Annotated in this window: 14 protein-coding genes; 2 read left to right on the forward strand and 12 right to left on the reverse strand. The window is 61.5% G+C overall.

What is annotated here, in order from left to right:
- Positions 1-25 precede the first annotated feature (25 nt).
- From HCI85_RS13555 to gspE, 9 genes are read right to left on the reverse strand one after another with little or no spacing between them, the layout of a single operon-like run.
- The gene (locus tag HCI85_RS13555; RefSeq protein ID WP_167145204.1) at positions 26-547 is read right to left on the reverse strand and encodes a type II secretion system protein M; all 522 of its coding nucleotides are present in this window, start codon (positions 545-547) and stop codon (positions 26-28) included.
- On the reverse strand, positions 544-1,680 hold the full coding sequence (gspL, locus tag HCI85_RS13560; RefSeq protein ID WP_167145206.1) for a type II secretion system protein GspL: 1,137 nt from the start codon (positions 1,678-1,680) through the stop codon (positions 544-546). The genes HCI85_RS13555 and gspL overlap by 4 nt, the downstream gene beginning before the upstream one ends.
- The gene (gene gspK / locus HCI85_RS13565; RefSeq protein WP_167145208.1) at positions 1,677-2,642 is read right to left on the reverse strand and encodes a type II secretion system minor pseudopilin GspK; all 966 of its coding nucleotides are present in this window, start codon (positions 2,640-2,642) and stop codon (positions 1,677-1,679) included. Before gspK ends, gspL begins: the two co-directional genes overlap by 4 nt.
- The gene (gene gspJ / locus HCI85_RS13570; protein ID WP_167145210.1) at positions 2,639-3,334 is read right to left on the reverse strand and encodes a type II secretion system minor pseudopilin GspJ; all 696 of its coding nucleotides are present in this window, start codon (positions 3,332-3,334) and stop codon (positions 2,639-2,641) included. Before gspJ ends, gspK begins: the two co-directional genes overlap by 4 nt.
- A complete protein-coding gene (gene gspI, locus HCI85_RS13575) occupies positions 3,331-3,720 on the reverse strand; it encodes a type II secretion system minor pseudopilin GspI (RefSeq protein WP_167145213.1) in 390 nt (129 codons plus the stop codon). Before gspI ends, gspJ begins: the two co-directional genes overlap by 4 nt.
- Positions 3,717-4,259, reverse strand: coding sequence for a type II secretion system minor pseudopilin GspH (gene gspH, locus HCI85_RS13580; protein WP_090252280.1), 543 nt, complete (start codon positions 4,257-4,259; stop codon positions 3,717-3,719). The genes gspI and gspH overlap by 4 nt, the downstream gene beginning before the upstream one ends.
- A 5-nt stretch (positions 4,260-4,264) precedes the next feature.
- Positions 4,265-4,690 (reverse strand): type II secretion system major pseudopilin GspG, encoded by a 426-nt coding sequence (gene gspG / locus HCI85_RS13585; protein WP_160087847.1) that lies wholly within the window; start codon positions 4,688-4,690, stop codon positions 4,265-4,267.
- Positions 4,691-4,693: 3 nt separating this feature from the next.
- Positions 4,694-5,911, reverse strand: coding sequence for a GspF family T2SS innner membrane protein variant XcpS (xcpS, locus tag HCI85_RS13590; protein WP_167145215.1), 1,218 nt, complete (start codon positions 5,909-5,911; stop codon positions 4,694-4,696).
- A 13-nt stretch (positions 5,912-5,924) separates the two neighbouring features.
- Positions 5,925-7,412 carry a type II secretion system ATPase GspE gene (gene gspE / locus HCI85_RS13595; RefSeq protein ID WP_167145217.1) on the reverse strand — a complete coding sequence of 496 codons (1,488 nt, stop codon included), beginning with the start codon at positions 7,410-7,412 and terminating at the stop codon, positions 5,925-5,927.
- Between the two features lie 246 nt (positions 7,413-7,658).
- Between gspE and HCI85_RS13600 the strand changes: the two genes are divergently transcribed.
- Together HCI85_RS13600 and gspD are read left to right on the forward strand one after the other, a co-directional pair.
- Complete coding sequence (locus HCI85_RS13600; protein ID WP_167145219.1) at positions 7,659-8,303, forward strand: type II secretion system protein N; 645 nt, start codon at positions 7,659-7,661, stop codon at positions 8,301-8,303.
- A gap of 4 nt (positions 8,304-8,307) precedes the next feature.
- Positions 8,308-10,257, forward strand: a complete 1,950-nt coding sequence (gene gspD, locus HCI85_RS13605) for a type II secretion system secretin GspD (RefSeq protein WP_167145221.1) — start codon at positions 8,308-8,310, stop codon at positions 10,255-10,257.
- Between the two features lie 85 nt (positions 10,258-10,342).
- On the opposite strand, the gene HCI85_RS13610 is transcribed toward gspD, so the two are convergent.
- The 3 genes from HCI85_RS13610 to HCI85_RS13620 all read right to left on the reverse strand — a co-directional run bounded on the left by HCI85_RS13610 (position 10,343) and on the right by HCI85_RS13620 (position 17,309).
- Entirely contained in the window at positions 10,343-13,087 is a 2,745-nt protein-coding gene (locus tag HCI85_RS13610) for a peroxidase family protein (protein WP_167145224.1), read from the reverse strand.
- 138 nt (positions 13,088-13,225) lie between these two features.
- A complete protein-coding gene (locus HCI85_RS13615; RefSeq protein WP_167145226.1) occupies positions 13,226-15,865 on the reverse strand; it encodes a LuxR C-terminal-related transcriptional regulator in 2,640 nt (879 codons plus the stop codon).
- 232 nt (positions 15,866-16,097) lie between these two features.
- Positions 16,098-17,309: an O-succinylhomoserine sulfhydrylase gene (locus HCI85_RS13620; protein ID WP_090252258.1), complete on the reverse strand. Its 1,212-nt coding sequence runs from the start codon at positions 17,307-17,309 to the stop codon at positions 16,098-16,100.
- Positions 17,310-17,333: the final 24 nt, after the last annotated feature.

Below are 17,333 nucleotides of genomic sequence, written 5' to 3' on the forward strand. Positions count from 1 at the left end.
TGCTATCACAGGGCACGCTGCACCCTTATTGCGCCACCCGCAGACTGAGCCGAGCAGCCACCTTATTGTCTTCGACGCGATCCAGCCCAGCTTCGGCAATGTTCACGCCCTGCTCCTGCAGCACAGTGAACCACCGCAGCAACTGGGCAAAAGGCGCCGGTTGCAGATTGAGCTGCACAGCGCCATCGCCGGAATTGTCCAAGCGCTCGATGGTCAGCCCCTGGGTTGCCGCCGTGGCCGTGACCATGCCTTGCAGACGCTCCGGATCAATCGCCTGCTGCGGGGTACTGGCTAGATTGCGCGCCGCCGGCGCCTGGCTATGCAGGTAGGCGTTCAACTCGCGCTGCGCTTCAAACGCATTGCGCGCAGCGGCCAGGCGCTCCTGCGTCGGTTGCCAGAGTGTCAGGTAGAGCAACACCAGCAGCAGAAACGCGCCCAAGCTACCAAGCGAGAACTGCTCACGCGGCGCCAGAGCACGCCAGCGCTGCAGCAACAGCGAATTATCCAACTGCGCGGTAAAGCCTTTGCCTTGCGGAACCATACTCATCCTCCGATCACCACACGCGCACTGACGCCACTGCCTTCACGACTAGCCGAGCCCAACTGCACCGCTAAGCCAGTTTCTTGCAAGCGCTCACGCAGACGCTCCAGTTCGGCAAAACCGGCAGCCTGCACTTGCATGGCCAGATCGCCACGCACCTCACTGAAATCCACCTGACTGATCTGCACCTGGCCGCCCTCAGCAGCCAACGCGCCGCTGACCTGGGCGAGCAAGCCGAGCAAGCGGGTTTGTCCGCTGCCCGCACCGGCCTGAAGATGCTGATCAAACTGCGCACGCAAGTTGACCAACTTGCTGTCCTGCGGGAACAGCTCCTTGTACAACGCGGCGCTGGAGGCAGCGTATTCATCGGCCTGACGCTGCAGGTGCCAGCCCTGCGCCAGATTGAAGCCCCACTGCAGCACCAGCCACATGCCGACCAGCCCCAGCAAGGGCCGCCAGCGTTGCCAGTGGCCATTACTGCTTTGCACGGCGAACTCGCCCTGGGCCAGGTTATTGCGCAGCGGCTGTTGAGCGAGCCAAACAAAGGGCTCGGTCACCGCCATGCGTTCATCTACCGGCTGTGGCGCTTGATGCTTAGAATCACACCAGGCCACCTGCGGTTGCACACACAAGGGGCTCAGCTGCGGCCAGTCCTGCGCCTGCAGCGCCATTTGCGAGACATTTTCGCCGCCCAGCAACCAGCGGCCATGCAGCGGCAAGAGCGCAGTACCCGGCCCGGGCAACAGATCGGCATCCACCACAATCGCCTGCGGCGCTGCGGGGCACAACGCCAGCCAGCCGGCCAACCAGCTGCGGCGCACGGCAAACACCCGGTGACGGCCATCGGCCAATTGCTCGCCCAACGCCAGGTGCATCAGTTCGACTTCTTCGGCAAGCAGCTCTTCCACCGCAAACGGCAACGCCTGACGCAGCCAGCGGGCTTTGCGCGTCGGCAGGTTAACCGCGCAGGCCGTTACCGCCTCAACGGGCAGGACCAGGGTCCAGCTAGTGGCAAGCTGCATCTGCGCGTCACCAAACGCCAGGGTTTCACTTACCCCGTCGGCCACCCTGTGCACGGGTAGATCCGCCTGCGCGCCAGCACAGGCGGCGGGAGGCAGAAATACATAGGTCTGACTCATGGTTCGACTTCCTCAACGGGCGCCGGCGGCATACCGCCCTGCCCCAAATCACGGGCTAGAACATACAACTTGCCATCGCTGGCGCGCTGCAAGGTACTGCGTAAAACCTGACGGCGCTCACCCACAGTGACCTCGCTGAGCACCTGAAAATATTGACTACCCACAGCCAACCCTTGGCTCTGCACCTGCAAGCCGCTCAGCTGCGCGGTAAAGCTCGGTAAATCACGATAGCCCTCACTGCCCCGCGCGGCGACCAGGCCCTGAGCAGTACTCAGCGGCAACCCTTCAGCCACGCTGGCCAGCACGTGCGCGCTGGCGGTATTGACGTTAAGCGTGGCATCCGCCGGCAAGGCGCTGACATAAGGTAATAAGCGCTGGTAATCCGCCTCGGTCATTTCCAGCAACAGGCGCAGCTCGGAGACATCCTTCAACTCGCGGTTGCCTGCGCGATAAGGTGGCTGCGCGAGCAGGTACTGATTGTCTTCCGCACCGTAACCGCCGCCTGGCTGATCATCGGCATCCAGCCAATCGAGCAGCCGCTCGGCGTAAGGCGCTTCGATCTGCAACCCCAGCAGCAGACGACGAAATTGCGCCACGGCGGCCTCATTAGGCTGGCCCTGACGCAGCAAGCTGTTGAGGTTGAAACGTGCGGTCAGATCGGTGATCTGCACCCGCAAGGCGCCGCCCTCATCCAGGGCAAAGGGCGCTCGGGCTTTGGCCCAGGCCTCGCCCGGATGATCCACCGGCGCACGCGGGTCACCTTCGCGCAGGTCGCGCTGCAGAATGGCCTTGGCCAGGGTCTCGCCACCCAGGGCGTACTGCCAGGCCTGGCGCACATGCAGCTGATTAGCGCTGCTGCGGATCGACAGTTGCTGACGGGCGATAATCCCGGCGCTGACCACAGTGACCACCGCTACCACCAGCAACACGGTAATCAGCGCCATGCCGCGTTGCCGACTCATGAGCGCGGCTCCTCGGGAATATCGCCGCCGGGCTCCGCAGGATCGTCCGGGCTAGGCTCGGGCGCCTGTTGCAGACGCTCCGGCAAGCCTTCGGGCAGGCGCAGCACACGGCGCAGCTCACCATAACGGCGATGCTCCAGCACCAGTTCAACGGCCTGCGGCAACAGCTTGAGTGCATCGTCCGGGTTGTTGCCCAGGGGCGGCCAACTGGTCTGCCAGCTGCCTTCCTGATCCAGATAACGCAACTGCAGTCGGGTCACCCCATCCAGCGCCTGTTGCACCTGCGGCTGACTGTCTTGCGCCTGATCCAGCACCGTCCAGTACTGACGCTGCCATTGCTCACCACTGAGTTGCCAGCGCACGCGCTGCAGGCCAGAACGCGGCTGCCCCAGGGGATTGCGCCAGCCGCTGCGGGTCAGTTCCAGGGCAGGGTTATCGAGGTCTTCGCCAAGCAACGCGGCGCGCGGATCACCAAAGGGATCACGCGTGGGCCTGGCCTGAACCTGCAACACATCGCGCTCGAATGCGCCCATGGCGCGCACCAGCTCGCGCAGTTGCAGTTCATGGGCACGGGTGACCCTGTCGGTTTGCAGCACGCTGTCGAGCATGCGGTAGGTGCCCAGCCCCAGCAGGGCAAAGATGGCGATGGCGATCAGCAATTCGAGCAGGGTAAAACCGCGCGCAGCCCTCATTGCATCACCCCGAGAAAACCATTCAGGCTGACCACCGCGCGCTCACGCACATCTCCGCCTAAACGCCCCTGCTCTGCGGGCGCGACCCACAGGGTGACGCGGCGCATATCTGCCTCGCTCGTGGCCAGCACCTCGCTTTGCCACTGCCAGCGACGCCCGGCGAAATCCACCTCGCCCTGGTCGCGGCCATCAGCAACCGGAGTCTTCGACAACTGCAATTCAGCCAGCTGATTGTCGGCGATCCACATAGCCAGAGTCTTTTCTTCCAACCGCGAGGCGGTTTGCAGGCTGCGCGAGGTGGCCGTCAGCACGCTAGCGGCGACCAGCGCGAAAATTGCCAAAGCAACCAGCACCTCAAGCAGGGTAAAACCGCCCGCGCGTCTCATCGTTTGCGCCCTGCCGGCTGCTCGCTCTCAACCTTGGGCAGCTGGAAACCATCGCTAACCAATTGCAGGCGCAGTCCATCAGCGCGGCGCTCGGCCAAGCGCAAACGAAACGGACTGATTTCCCCGCTCGAGAGCAACAACAACTGTGGCGTCAGTGCACCTTTGCTGGGTTCTTCGCCCTCAGGCAGCGGTAGCTCCAGCGCCGCACCTTCCAACTCAACACTCAGCTCGGCCCAGCCCGGCAGCTTATGGGGCTTGGCCGACAAGGCCTGCCAACTCTGCTTCGCCGAGTCGTAACGCAGCACTTGGTAGGCCTCGCGGCTGAGCAACAAGCCGTACTCCTGGTTATCCAGCACCGCTTCCTCGGCCAGCACGCCAATCAACCCGGCCAGCCGTTCGGCTTCGTTATGCAACTCGCGCCCCGGACCGGCGATGCCCACGCTGAGCACCGCAATACCGATCAGGCTGCCGAGAATCACCAGCACCACCAGCAGTTCGATCAGGGTAAAGCCCCCAGCCTGGCTCGGTTGCTGGCGCATGGGGATCAGAGGTCCCAGTTACCGATATCGGTATCCTGATCACTGCCGCCTTCCTTGCCGTCGGCGCCCAAGGAATACAGGTCGAAAGCCCCCTTGGTGCCCGGTGCCAGGTATTGGTAGACGTTGCCCCACGGATCGACTGGCAAGCGCTTGAGGTAACCGTCGCGGTTCCAGTTCTTCGGCTGCGGGTTACCGGAAGGCTTTTTCACCAACGCTTCCAAGCCCTGCTGGGTGCTCGGGTAGGCATGGTTATCCAGCTTGTACATATCCAGCGCGGCGGCCACGGCCTTGATATCACCCTTGGCCACGGTGACCTTGGCCTGATCGGGCCGGCTCATCACCTGTGGCACCACCAACGCGGCGAGGATGCCGAGGATCACCACCACCACCATGATTTCGATCAGCGTAAAACCGGATTGACGCTTGTTCACTGCTTACCCCACCAACTGATTGAGAGACAGAATCGGCAGCAGAATGGCCAGTACGATCACCAGCACCACTGCCCCCATAAAGACCAGCATAAAGGGCTCGAACAGCCCCACCAGCAGCGCCACCTGGGCACCCAAATCGTTTTCCTGATTGCGCGCGGTACGCGCCAGCATCTGATCCAGCTCGCCGGAGCGCTCACCGCTGGCGATCATATGCAGCATCATCGGCGGAAACTGGCCGCTAGCCTCCAGCGCGCGGGTCAGGCTGCCGCCCTCGCGCACCTTCTGCGCAGCAATCACCACATCAGCGCGAATCACCCGGTTGGCAATCACCTGTGCGCCGATGCCCAGGGCTTCAACCAACGGCACACCGCTGCGGGTCAGAATGGCCAGGGTCGAAGCAAAACGTGCGCAGTCAGTGGCACGAATCAAGCGCCCGACCAGCGGGATACGCAGCAGGAAGCCATGCCAGCGCGCCTTGACCGCATCATCACGCAACGCCCAGCGCAGGCCGAACACGACAAAGATGACGAGAATCACCGCCAGCCAGCCCCAGCCTTTGACCCAATCGCTCAGGGCAATCAGACCGCGAGTCAGTGCCGGCAGGGTTTGCCCGGAGTCGACAAACACCCGCACCACGTCAGGCACCACATAACCGAGCAGGAAGCCGACGATCAGCAAAGAAGCGCACATCAGAATCAGTGGATAAAGCAGCGCCAGTTGGATTTTCTGCCGCGACTGCTGACGTTGTTCGGTGTAATCGGCCAACTGCTCCAGCACCGGGCCGAGATGGCCGGCATGCTCGCCCGCCGCCACGGTGGCGCGGTACAGCTCAGGGAAGGCCGAGGGGAATTCTTTCAGACTACTGGCCAAGTCATGACCTTCCAGCACGCGCGCACGCACCGCCAGCAGCATGCTTTGGATACGTGGCGAACTGGCTTGAGCGGCGGCCGCGCGCAAAGACTCCTCAATAGGCAAGGCCGCCTGCACCAATGTCGCCAACTGCCGGGTAATCAACGCCAGATCGCGGGCGGAAATACCCCGAGCAAAACTGAAATGCGAGCCTGCACCAACATGTTCACGGGTGCGCGTGGCCTTCACATCCAGCGGCGCCAGTTGCCGTTCACGCAGAATCTGCCGCACCTGACGCGCGCTGTCGGCTTCCAGCACGCCTTTCTGCTGGCGACCTTTGCCGTCGAGGGCGAGGTATTCGAACGCGGCCATTATTCTTCCCCGCTCATTCTTCGCGAGTCACGCGCAGCACTTCCTCAACCGTGGTCGCGCCTTCCAGCACCTTGCGTCGGCCATCCTCACGAATGCTCGGGCCGAGGCTGCGGGCGTGGCGAGTCATGTCCTGCTCGGAGGCGGCGTTGTGAATCAGGGTACGCAGGTGGTCATCGAACACCACCAGCTCGTAGATACCGGTACGGCCGCGGTAGCCCTGCTGGTGGCACTCGGCGCAGCCGCGGGCGTGATACAGCGTCGGTGGCTGTGCAAACGGCACGCCGAGCAATTTGCACTCGGCTTCGTCGGCCTGATAGGCCTCTTTGCAATGTGGGCAGAGCACCCGCACCAGGCGCTGGGCCAGCACACCGAGCAAGGATGACGACAGTAGAAACGGCTCGATACCCATGTCCACCAGACGGGTAATCGCACCGATGGCACTGTTGGTGTGCAGGGTCGAGAGCACCAGGTGGCCGGTCAATGAGGCCTGCACGGCGATTTCAGCGGTTTCCTTGTCGCGAATCTCGCCGACCATCACCACGTCCGGGTCCTGACGCAGGATCGCGCGCAAGCCCCGGGCGAAGGTCATATCGACCTTGGAGTTGACCTGGGTCTGACCGATGCCCTCAAGGTGATATTCGATGGGATCTTCGACTGTCAGGATATTGCGCGTGCGGTCATTCAGGCTGACCAGGCTGGCGTACAAGGTGGTGGTCTTACCCGAACCGGTAGGCCCGGTGACCAGCAGAATGCCGTGGGGCTTGCGTACGGTGGTTTCCATTAAGTCGCGGTCACGCGCACTCATGCCCAGGTGTTGCAGGTTGAGCCGGCCGGCCTGCTTGTCGAGCAGACGTAACACCACCCGCTCGCCATTAGCCGACGGCAGGGTCGAAACCCGCACATCCACCTCGCGGCCGCCAACCTTCAGGGAAATCCGTCCATCCTGAGGAATGCGTTTTTCGGCAATATCCAGCCGCGCCATGACCTTTATCCGCGACACCAGCAACGCCGCCAGTTCGCGCTTAGGCTCCAGCACTTCACGCAGAATGCCGTCCACCCGGAAGCGCACGACTAAGCGTTTTTCGAAGGTTTCCAGGTGGATGTCCGAGGCGTTTTCCTTGATCGCCTCGCCGAGGATGGCGTTAATCAGGCGGATGATCGGCGCGTCGTCCTCCTGCTCCAGCAGGTCTTCGGTTTCCGGCACCTGCTCGGCCAATGCCGCCAGGTCCAGGCTGCCGCCGATGTCTTCAGCCAACTGCATGGAGGCTGAATCATGCTGATAGGCCTTGGCCAGGGCCTGCTCGAAGGCCTCTGCCGACAGCGCCTGCAACGGCAGCTGTGCACCGACAAACCGCTGCGCCTCGCTCAGCGCCACAAGTTCGACGCCTGGGCGATAAACCAGGCTGGATGCGCCCTCAACGCTTAACAGCACCACACCATGGCGCTTGGCAAAGCTGAAGGGCAAACGCCGTAAGGGCACTTCGATAAGCAGCGCATTCATTCGTAACATGCCTTTGTCACAATAACCCGACACCACGCAACAGGCGCCAAACGCAGGACAGCTAGCCAGGGTTCTGTGAATTAATTGTTGTAAGTTGGCGGAAACAGCATGAAAACAGCGCACTATCTTTAGCACATTGAGCGGATCGACACACTACCCCAACGGGGGGCTGCCAAATGCCCGGCAAGTGTCTATGATCAGCGCGCGATCCACGCCACATAATAATAAGTTCCGGAGTGACGCCCCTTGCCCCTTTTGGCCTCCCAACGCTGGCTGCAGCGCCATGCCACCACTCTGGTGGGCTTTGCGCTGGTGATCGCCATGAGCGTTAGCCTTGCCTGGCAAAGTGCCGATTGGCTGCGCCTGTTGCGCACCCCGATCAGTGCGAATGACACTTCGGCTACCACCGTGCAAACCGCTGTACAGCCTACTGAAATCGGCCAGCTATTTGGCACCAGCAGCGCAACCAGCGACAGTCCAGCACCCAGTACTAACCTGCGTCTGACCCTGCTTGGCAGTTTTGTTCATGCTGATCCACAGCGCTCCACTGCGATTATTCGCAGTGAAGGCAGCACCGCCCAGCGCTACACCCTCAACAGCGAGATCAGCAGCGGTGTGCGCCTGCATGCGGTAGCTGCCGACCACGTTGAACTGCTGCGCAATGGCCGCCGCGAAAGCCTTAGCTTCCCGCTGAATAACTCGAGCACCAGCAGTCTGCAGAGCAATACCTCGGAGGCCATAGCGGACCCACTTGAGCAGCTCAGCGAAATGGAATCCGATGACCTGAGCCAATTACGTGAACGAATGGATGCGTTGCGCCAGCAGATGCAGGACTCCAGCACACTGCCGGGTACTGCAGAATCCTCCGAACAGCCCTTGGAAACCAACTGACACGATGACTCCGACTCTCTCGCGCCTCACCTTCGCCCTGCTGGCCGCCGGCCTTGCCTTCAGCTCGCTGCCACTGAGTGCTGCCGTTACTGCTGTAGCGCCCAGCGCCAGCCAGCAGGAAGAAAGCTGGACCATCAACCTCAAAGGCGCCGATATCCGTGAGTTTATCGATCAGGTCGCGCAGATCAGCGGACAGACCTTCGTCGTCGACCCACGGGTCAAGGGCCAGGTCAGCGTGGTATCCAACAGCCCGCTGACGCTGACCGAGGTTTATCAGCTGTTTCTCTCGGTGATGGCCACCCACGGCTTCAGCGTGATCACCCAGGGCGACCAGGCGCGCATAGTCCCCAACGCCGAGGCCAAGGCCGATGCGGACGCCGGACGCAACGCACCAGACCGCCTGGAAACCCGACTGATTCAGGTACAGCATGGCTCGGCCACCGAACTGATTCCGCTGATCCGCCCACTGGTGCCGCAGTACGGCCACCTGGCGGCGATCAGCAGCGCCAACGCCATCATCATCAGCGACCGTACAGCCAATATTGAACGCATCGAAGACCTGCTGCGTCAGCTCGACCAGAAAGGCCAAAACGACTACAGCGTGCTCAACCTGCAACACGCCTGGGTCATGGACACCGCCGAAGTGCTGCGCAATGCCGTAGACCGTGGCCAGGCCAAGGGCGCGTCAGGCACTCAGGTGATTGCCGACGGCCGCACCAACCGCCTGATTCTGCTCGGCCCGCCGGCCGCACGGGCCAAGTTGGTGGCCCTGGCACAGTCGCTGGACACACCCACCAGCCGCTCGGCCAATACCCGCGTGATTCGCCTGCGTCATGGTGATGCCAAGAGCCTGGCGGAAACCCTCGGCGAGATTTCCGAAAAACTCAAACCTGAAACCGGTGGTGAAACCACTGGCAAGCCGCAGACCATCCTGATCCGCGCCGACGAGAGCCTCAACGCTCTGGTGCTGCTGGCCGAACCTGATGTGGTGGCGACCCTGGAAGACATCGTGCGCCAGCTGGATGTGCCACGCGCTCAGGTTATGGTCGAGGCCGCGATTGTCGAAGTCTCCGGCGATATCACCGACGCCCTCGGTGTGCAGTGGGCCGTGGATGGCCGCGGCAGTACCGGTGGCCTGGGCGGCACCAACTTCAGCGGCACCGGATTGTCTGTGGGACGTGTATTACAAGCCATTCAGGACAGCGGCAGCGACACAGATAACAACACCCTGGCCAACCTGCCGGATGGCGCCATCATAGGCCTGGGCACAGACAGTTTCGGGGTACTGATTACTGCGCTATCGGCAAATAGCAAAAGCAATCTACTGTCCACGCCCAGCTTGCTGACGCTGGATCACCAGAAAGCGGAAATTCTGGTCGGGCAGAATGTCCCCTTCCAGACCGGCTCCTTTACCACCAGCGGTTCGGGCGCGGACAACCCCTTCACCACCATCGAACGCCAGGATATCGGCGTGACCCTGAAAGTTACCCCTCACATCAACGAAGGCGCCAACCTGCGCCTGGAAATTGAGCAGGAAATTTCCTCCATTGCCCCCACCAGTCAGGGCGTCAATGCCGTCGACCTGATTACCAACAAGCGCTCGATCAAGAGCACTATCCTTGCCGAAAATGGCCAGGTTATCGTGCTGGGCGGGTTGATTCAGGATGACGTGACCCAGGCTGACTCCAAGGTGCCACTGCTCGGCGATATTCCGCTAGTAGGCGCCCTGTTCCGCTCAACCAAGGAAACCCGCATCAAGCGCAACCTGATGGTCTTCCTGCGTCCAACCGTGGTGCGCGATGGCGCAGGCCTGGCGGCGTTGTCTGGGAAGAAATACAGCGATATCCGGGTACTGGGCGACGTACGTGAGGACTACCGTCCTGGCATTTTGCCGCGCGACCCTGTGCAGCTGTTTGACCAGAACACTCCTGAGGCGATCGACCTGCGCGAGTGATGGTTACGTGTACGTAATCAGGCGACATAGCAATAAAAAAGGCCTCGGTGGATACCGAGGCCTTTTTGTTTACCGCGATGAATCCTTACTTATCTTCGTTACGCTGGTGTTTGAAGAACACACCGCTGTCACCGAAGGTAGACGCGATAAAGGCCGAGGTCAGTTCCATCTCGCCAATCTTCACCGCGCTGTTGCGCCGTTGCGCGGCGTAGTTGCGGCTGATGGATGGAATGATCGAACTTTTGATTTCCATCGAGGTGGCATACACGTCGTAGACCTTGGTGCCGGCATTCAGGGTCAGCAGGTCCGTACGGAAGTCATGGGCTGTGCTGGCGAATCGATTACGCAGCTCGGTGCGCGGCACAAAGTAAATCTGCGTCGGCGCTTTGGGTTTAGCCACGGCGGCGCCTGCCTGGGTGACTTCTGCCAGGTCGTTGAGCAGCAGCAACGTCGGTTTGAGGCTCACCGCGGAGAACAGGATGGTTGTGCCCAGGGTGTCATTGGCTTCCGGCACCACGTACTGCGACAGCTCGTTGGCGAAGAAGTTATGGTTAGCGCCCTGCCCGCTCAGGGTGTACAGCGCGGACACGTTCTCCGACGGCTTGCCATCGACAAAGGCCTTCCACGCCAGCCCCGGTGCGAAACCGCGATCCGCCGGATCACCGGTAACCGACAGCCGCAGCAGGCCGCTGTCAGAGCCCTGGAACAGACCGCTGTAGGGGTTATTGGGCACCGCGACGAACTTGACCTTGGCCATCACACCATGCGGATGAATCGGCTTCTCATAACCGGCCGGGGCCACGTCGCTGCGCACCTTGACCTTGTTCCAGAGGATTGAGCCGATCAACCCGCCAACATTCACCGGCTGCAACGCTGGCAGTTTGTCCGCCGCATACTGGGTGCGCAGCGCGCCGTTGACCCAAAGGTTTTCCTGCTTGTTGGCCCCAGGCCAGCTTTCGTAGTCCGCCGGAATATTCAGCCCCCAGGGTTTGAAGGCATTTTCCACACCGGCCAGGCTGGCTTGCAGCTGCGGGTTATGCCGACGCAGCACATCCACCATGGTGGTGTGTTCGACCCAGTCGATCCCTTCCGGGGTGTAAACCTCGGGGCGGTAATCCTTGGTGTAGAAGCGGTCAGCCATCAGGCGGCGCGAGGCGTTCATGATAAAGATCTGGAATGCCGTTTCACCGAAGGCAAAGCCCTCAGGACGTACGGTTTCCGCCAACTGACCGACCAGGGTGTCGATCTTCTCGATGTCGTTGTTGTACAGGCGCTTGAGCTCAGCCAGGGTCGCGGCATCCTTGGTCAGGTCCTCGAACTTGGTGATCGGGTTGAGGCCGATCTGCCGGCGGAACTCGTTATAGCGCGGCACGCCACGCTCACGGTCACGCAACACATCGATGGCGGCCAGGTCGATATCACCCACCAGCGGCATCGACAGGTTACGCAAGAAGCTCGGGTAGTTGTTCAGCGTCAGTGAACCCGGGTTGGTGATACCGAAGGAGTACCACAGGCGCTCTGGGCGCTCGTCGTTGAGCAGATTTTCGGCGTCGCGGTCACGGGTGTTCTGCAGTGCGATGGTGCGCGCAACCTGGTTCGAGCCGATGTCATACACCTGCACGTTGTCGCGCATCAGCGGGTGCATGCGGTACACCGCGACAAACTCTTCGGTGAGGGTGAACGGCACGCCGTAGTTGTTCGGCGCGGTGGAGCCGACGATGCCGGTCAGGGCGTGGTCGATGGCACTGTTACCAACGCCCGGCGCCACATTCGGGTCGAAGCCGAGGATGCGTTTGACGAAGGAATCGGAGCGCGCCAGGTCCTCCTGGAGCATGCGCACTTCGGCCTGGAAGTCGTCACGCGGGCCGCCCTGGCCGAGCAGGCCCCACCAGTTGGAATACATGGCGCGCTCGGTAATGGGGTTGGCGATCACCGCTGGGGTCCACTCCACGGTGTGGATCTTGGCCATCAGCGCCGAGTTGATCAGGCGTGCGCGGTCATACAGCCACTGGTCGCTCTGCGCCGGGTACTTCTGCTTGAGCTTACTGGCGATGGCGTTGTGTTCGAGGGTGAACAGCTGATGCAGCATGCTCAGGCCCAACCACCAGTTTTCGTTGAACCCGGTGACCGGTTTACCGCTGAGCAGCTCAGTGGGCAAAGTACCGTTGGCGTTGACCTTGAGCTTGCCGTCGACAAACGAGCGCACCTTGTCGTTGGTTTCCTTGCTGCTGCCATACAGCTGCGAGCCGTCCCACCAGTGGGTGTTGTGGTTGCGGTAGGTTTGCGGTTTGCCGGCGTCACTGCTGCTGCGGCTCGGGTCCGGTTGAGTGCGCTTGACCGACATGCTGCCACTGCCCAGCACATCGCCCGGGGGCAACGGGAACTGGATCGGATCAGCGTCGGCATTCGGGCCGTGATCGAACCAGTCGTGCACCATAAATTGAATCCAGGCGGCGGCAATAAAGTTCAGGCTTGGCGCCGGCTTGAACTCATCGCGCGCCATCAGGCTGTTACTCACCTCACGCGGGTTAGGACTAAGCAAGGTGCTGGTTTCGCCCTGGGTCACCGCCGGGTTGACGTTACGGCCAAAGCGCCGATACACCGAACCCTCGGCCGGGTTACTGAGAATGTTGCAGGTACCGTCTTCGGTACGAGCCGCCTGGCTGCGCGCATCACAGGTGATGTTGGCGTTGTAGCCGGCGTAGTTTTCAACATCGAAGAGGTTGCTCTCGAACAACGCCTGGCGTTCAACCGCCAGCACCAGTAGTCCGGAGACTACGCCCAACGTTCCCAGCTTGGTCAAAGCTGGCCAAGTGACCCATACCGACATGGCTAATGCTCCCGTTTTTATTGTTGTACGGACAAGGCGGCTACTGACATAGCAGCGCAGGATCAAGCCTATCGACGGGGACAGCGGATCGCCCCCTTCCAGCGGAGGGGCTATGGCCAATCAGGTGGGCAGAGCGATCTAGTTGAGCGTGGCGCGCGGCCGTATGGCGAGAATCGCCTCGGTGCGGCTGGAGACATTGAGCTTGGAGTAGATGTTTTTCAGGTGCCATTTGGTGGTGGACAAGGCGATACCGGTTTTGTCGCTGATCTGAGTGTTAGACAGGCCGCTGAGCAGACACTCGAAAACCTCCACTTCCCTCCCGGTCAGTAGGCCACAGGCCAACGTATCAAGCGCCGGCGCAACCTGAATACCCTGGAGAAACTCTGCGTAGTGCTCACGGTAGTTGTCCGGTACCACCAATAAGCCGGCCTGCACCAGATCCAGCACACCGGCGGCAAAACCTGGGGCCTCATCGAATACCGAGCGATTGATATTGACGATGCCATAAGCCTCAACCAGCCCCGCCAAAGCAGCCAGTTGCTGGCCCTTGCTCTGGCTGGGCGCCGCCAGCACCAGGCGGTTGGCTTCGACGATCAGCAGCCGCGCACGCATCTCACTTTGCCGCAACGAGGCCGCCAGCACCTTGAGAATCCGCTCGGCCTGCGCCTGCGCACCGCGTGCCTGCAACCAATACACACAGGCCAACCCCTGACGTTCCCAACTTTCGTCATAGGCGCGCACGCGCTCCCATTCCCCGGCCTGCAACCGCCCAGGCAAACAGTAGCGCTGAGCTACGGCATCCATGACGGCACTCTTACCGCTCAGGTACGCCTGACGCATGCTTTCCTGGGCCACCTGGCTGACAAAACGCGCGTAGTTGCCCAGCTGCAGGATGCACGACAGCTGGTCGAGCAAGCGGCTGGAACGCGCCGTCTGCTGCTGGCGATGCAACAACCGCGACAGGGTGATGTAGACCGTGGCAATCGCTTCGGTTGCCGAGGACGAATTGACCATCGCCATCAGCTCGTTACACAGCTGCTGCGCCTCGACCAGCTGATTCTGCTCATACAGCACCACCACCATGGCCGTGGCGCGATTGACCCAGGCCGGAGAAACAGAATCGGTGCTTTGGTAGTCCAGACACACCTGCTTACGCGCATGGGTGGCGCGCCCAGCATTGCGGTGGCAAAGCGCGATAATCAGATCGGTGTAACTTTCCAGAAAGCTGTGTCCACATTGCGCGAGCAACTGCTTGGACTCGCTGGCAAAACGAATCGAATCCTGTAGACGTGCGGCCAATAGATGCTGATAGGCAATCACCGCCAGGGTGCAAGCGCGAATTTCCAGGTCCTGCCCCGCACCCAGCAAGTCGCGCCAGGCCGGCGGCGACACAAAGTCCTTGTCCTGCTCGAACAAGCCCAGCAACAGGGCAAGAAACTGCCGCGTTGCCGGCTCCAGATTTACGCCTGGCGTGGTGTGCTCGAGAGTATCGAGCAACTCAAGGTGGTAATGCGCCTGGTGAAAACGCCGCGACAGTGACAGCGCCGCAATCAGCCAGCCGAGCAACTTGGGTTGCGCCAGCAGCTGCGTCTCCGGCAGCGACTCAAGCCAGCGCAGAATGTCGCCAAACTGCCCACAGCGCACCCATGACGCGCAGCAGTGCTCCAGCAGCCCGAGGAAGATGTGCTGATCGCTACAGTGCCGGGCATGCTGCAACGCCTGCTCGTACTCGCCCAGACTCAGGTAATAGTCGGCGGCGCGGCTGTGCAGCTGATCCAGGCGCGCGTATTCCTCGACCTGCAGGCGGCGGCAGAGAAAATCCTGCAACAGGGCATGAAAACGGAACCAGCCTGGCTGATTGTCCACTGGCAACAGAAACAGCTGGCGCTCAGCCAACTCTTCAAGCAGCAACGCCGAGCCACTGCGCTGCATCACATGATCGCAAAGCGCGCCATCAAAGCGCTCGAACAGGCCACTGCACAGCAGGAATTCACGCAGGTTCGGCGGCAACTGGCGCAGCACCACATGGCCGAAGTAATCGACGATTTCTGGCTGACTGCCGTTAAAGCGCTGCAGCGCCTGAGTGCCGAAGCGCGCATAGGCCAGTAGCGCAATCTTCACCCCCGCCACCCAGCCTTCGGTCATACCCAGCAGGCTGTCGACGTACGCCTGACTCAGCACCTGACCGCCCAGGTGAGTATTGAGCTGCTGCACCTGCTCGACCGACAGGCGTAGATCATGCTGATCAATGCACAGCAGGCGGTTTTCCAGCTTCAGCTGGCTCAGGGCAAAGCCCGGGTGATTACGGCTGGCGATGATCAGGTGGACATGGGCAGGCAGCTTGTCGAGCAGCGCCGCCATCACCTCAAGAATGCTGCGCGACTCGATCCACTGAAAATCATCCAGCACGATAAACAGCGGCCCCTCGACTCGCGCCAGAGCATCAGCGAGCAGATCACCCAACAGCTGCGGCGACAGGCTGGAAGCCACCGCCAGAGGGTTGAACCAGGACGTATCGAAATCGACCACCTGGGCGCGAATGTTGTCAGCCAGACGACGGAAAAAACACAATGGGTCGCTGTCCCGCGCTTGCAGCGGGTAATGCACCACCACCGCAGCGCAACGGCCGCGCCAGTGTTGCAACAACGTCGACTTTCCCGAGCCGGCTGGGGCCAGCAATAAAGTCAAGGCAAAGCGCTCACTGCGCGCCAACAGCTCCAGCAGGCTCTGGCGGAGCACACCATTGGCAGGCAATACGCATGGCTGAAGTCGGTCCATCAGGCAGACCCTGTTCTTATTATTGTTCGCACGGTCAGACGCCGCACTTGGCCATGGATGCTAGCGCCTGCGCACCTTCAGACTTTGAAGTGCGTCATGTTTTACCCGCAGCTAACCAAAGGATTGCCCACAGCCATACGCGCCCGAGAATTTGGCGAGACAAGATAATGAATTTGGGGAGAAATGAAGCAGCCTGGCGGGCCGAGAAGGCCCGCCAGGTGGGGAGAGCGACTTAGAGTGCCGCCAGGCCGCGAGCCAGATCGGCTTGCAGGTCGGCCAGGTCTTCCAGGCCCACCGCGACGCGGATCAGGTTGTCACGAATACCGGCGTTCGCACGCTCGGCGGGGCTCAAGCGACCATGCGAGGTGGTCGCCGGGTGGGCAATGGTGGTCTTGGTGTCACCGAGGTTGGTGGTGATCGAGATCACCCGCGTGGCATCGATAAAACGCCAGGCCGCCTCTTTGCCGCCCTTGACCTCAAAGCTGACCACGGCACCGAAAGCACTCTGCTGACGCTTGGCCAACTCATGCTGCGGGTGGCTGGGCAAGCCGGCGTAGTACACATGCTCAATGCCGGGCTGTTGCTGCAGCCACTGCGCCAATTGCAGCGCGCTGGCGCAATGCGCCTGCATGCGGATACGTAGGGTTTCCAGGCCTTTGAGGAAGATCCAGGCGTTGAACGGGCTGAGTGTTGGCCCGGCGGTACGCAGAAAGCCCACCACTTCGGTCATCAGCTTGGCCGAGCCTGCAACTACACCGCCCATGCTGCGGCCCTGGCCGTCGATATATTTGGTTGCCGAATGCATCACCACGTCTGCACCGAGCTTCAGCGGCTGTTGCAGCGCAGGAGTGCAGAAGCAGTTATCCACCGCCAGTAGCGCTCCTTTGCTGTGGGCGATGTCCGCCAAGGCAGCAATATCCACCAGTTCGGCTAACGGATTGGATGGCGACTCGACAAACAGCAGCTTAGTGTTGGGCTTGAAGGCAGCAGCCCAGCCATCAAGATCAGCCAGCGGCACGTAGTCGACCTGCACGCCAAAGCGCTTGAGGTACTTCTCGAACAGGCTGATGGTCGAACCGAATACGCTGCGCGACACCAGTACGTGGTCACCGGCGCTGCACAGGCTCATGACAATGGCCAGAATCGCCGACATGCCTGATGAGGTCGCGACCGCCTGCTCAGCGCCTTCCAGGGCGGCGATACGCTCCTCGAAAGCACGCACAGTTGGGTTGGTGTAGCGCGAATAAACATTGCCCGGCACTTCGCCAGCAAAACGCGCGGCAGCATCAGCCGCGGTGCGGAATACGTAGCTGGAGGTTGGGTAGATCGCCTCGCTGTGCTCACCTTCTGGCGAGCGGTGCTGACCGGCGCGCACCGCCAGAGTATCGAAGCCGACGCCGTCGAGATCGCTGTCGAGACGCCCGGCTTGCCATTCAATCGTCATTGCCAATTTCCTCAACCGGCCCGC

The sequence above is a fragment of the Pseudomonas sp. OTU750018 genome, assembly GCF_011636575.1.
Classification (GTDB): Bacteria; Pseudomonadota; Gammaproteobacteria; order Pseudomonadales; family Pseudomonadaceae; genus Aquipseudomonas; species Aquipseudomonas peli.

Bases quoted from the DNA above. Each gene is read 5' to 3' on its own strand.
- HCI85_RS13555 (WP_167145204.1), bottom strand. From the start codon at position 547: ATGAGTATGGTTCCGCAAGGCAAAGGCTTTACCGCGCAGTTGGATAAT.
- gspL (WP_167145206.1), bottom strand. From the start codon at position 1,680: ATGAGTCAGACCTATGTATTTCTGCCTCCCGCCGCCTGTGCTGGCGCG.
- gspK (WP_167145208.1), bottom strand. From the start codon at position 2,642: ATGAGTCGGCAACGCGGCATGGCGCTGATTACCGTGTTGCTGGTGGTA.
- gspJ (WP_167145210.1), bottom strand. From the start codon at position 3,334: ATGAGGGCTGCGCGCGGTTTTACCCTGCTCGAATTGCTGATCGCCATC.
- gspI (WP_167145213.1), bottom strand. From the start codon at position 3,720: ATGAGACGCGCGGGCGGTTTTACCCTGCTTGAGGTGCTGGTTGCTTTG.
- gspH (WP_090252280.1), bottom strand. From the start codon at position 4,259: ATGCGCCAGCAACCGAGCCAGGCTGGGGGCTTTACCCTGATCGAACTG.
- xcpS (WP_167145215.1), bottom strand. From the start codon at position 5,911: ATGGCCGCGTTCGAATACCTCGCCCTCGACGGCAAAGGTCGCCAGCAG.
- gspE (WP_167145217.1), bottom strand. From the start codon at position 7,412: ATGAATGCGCTGCTTATCGAAGTGCCCTTACGGCGTTTGCCCTTCAGC.
- gspD (WP_167145221.1), top strand. From the start codon at position 8,308: ATGACTCCGACTCTCTCGCGCCTCACCTTCGCCCTGCTGGCCGCCGGC.
- HCI85_RS13610 (WP_167145224.1), bottom strand. From the start codon at position 13,087: ATGTCGGTATGGGTCACTTGGCCAGCTTTGACCAAGCTGGGAACGTTG.
- HCI85_RS13615 (WP_167145226.1), bottom strand. From the start codon at position 15,865: ATGGACCGACTTCAGCCATGCGTATTGCCTGCCAATGGTGTGCTCCGC.
- HCI85_RS13620 (WP_090252258.1), bottom strand. From the start codon at position 17,309: ATGACGATTGAATGGCAAGCCGGGCGTCTCGACAGCGATCTCGACGGC.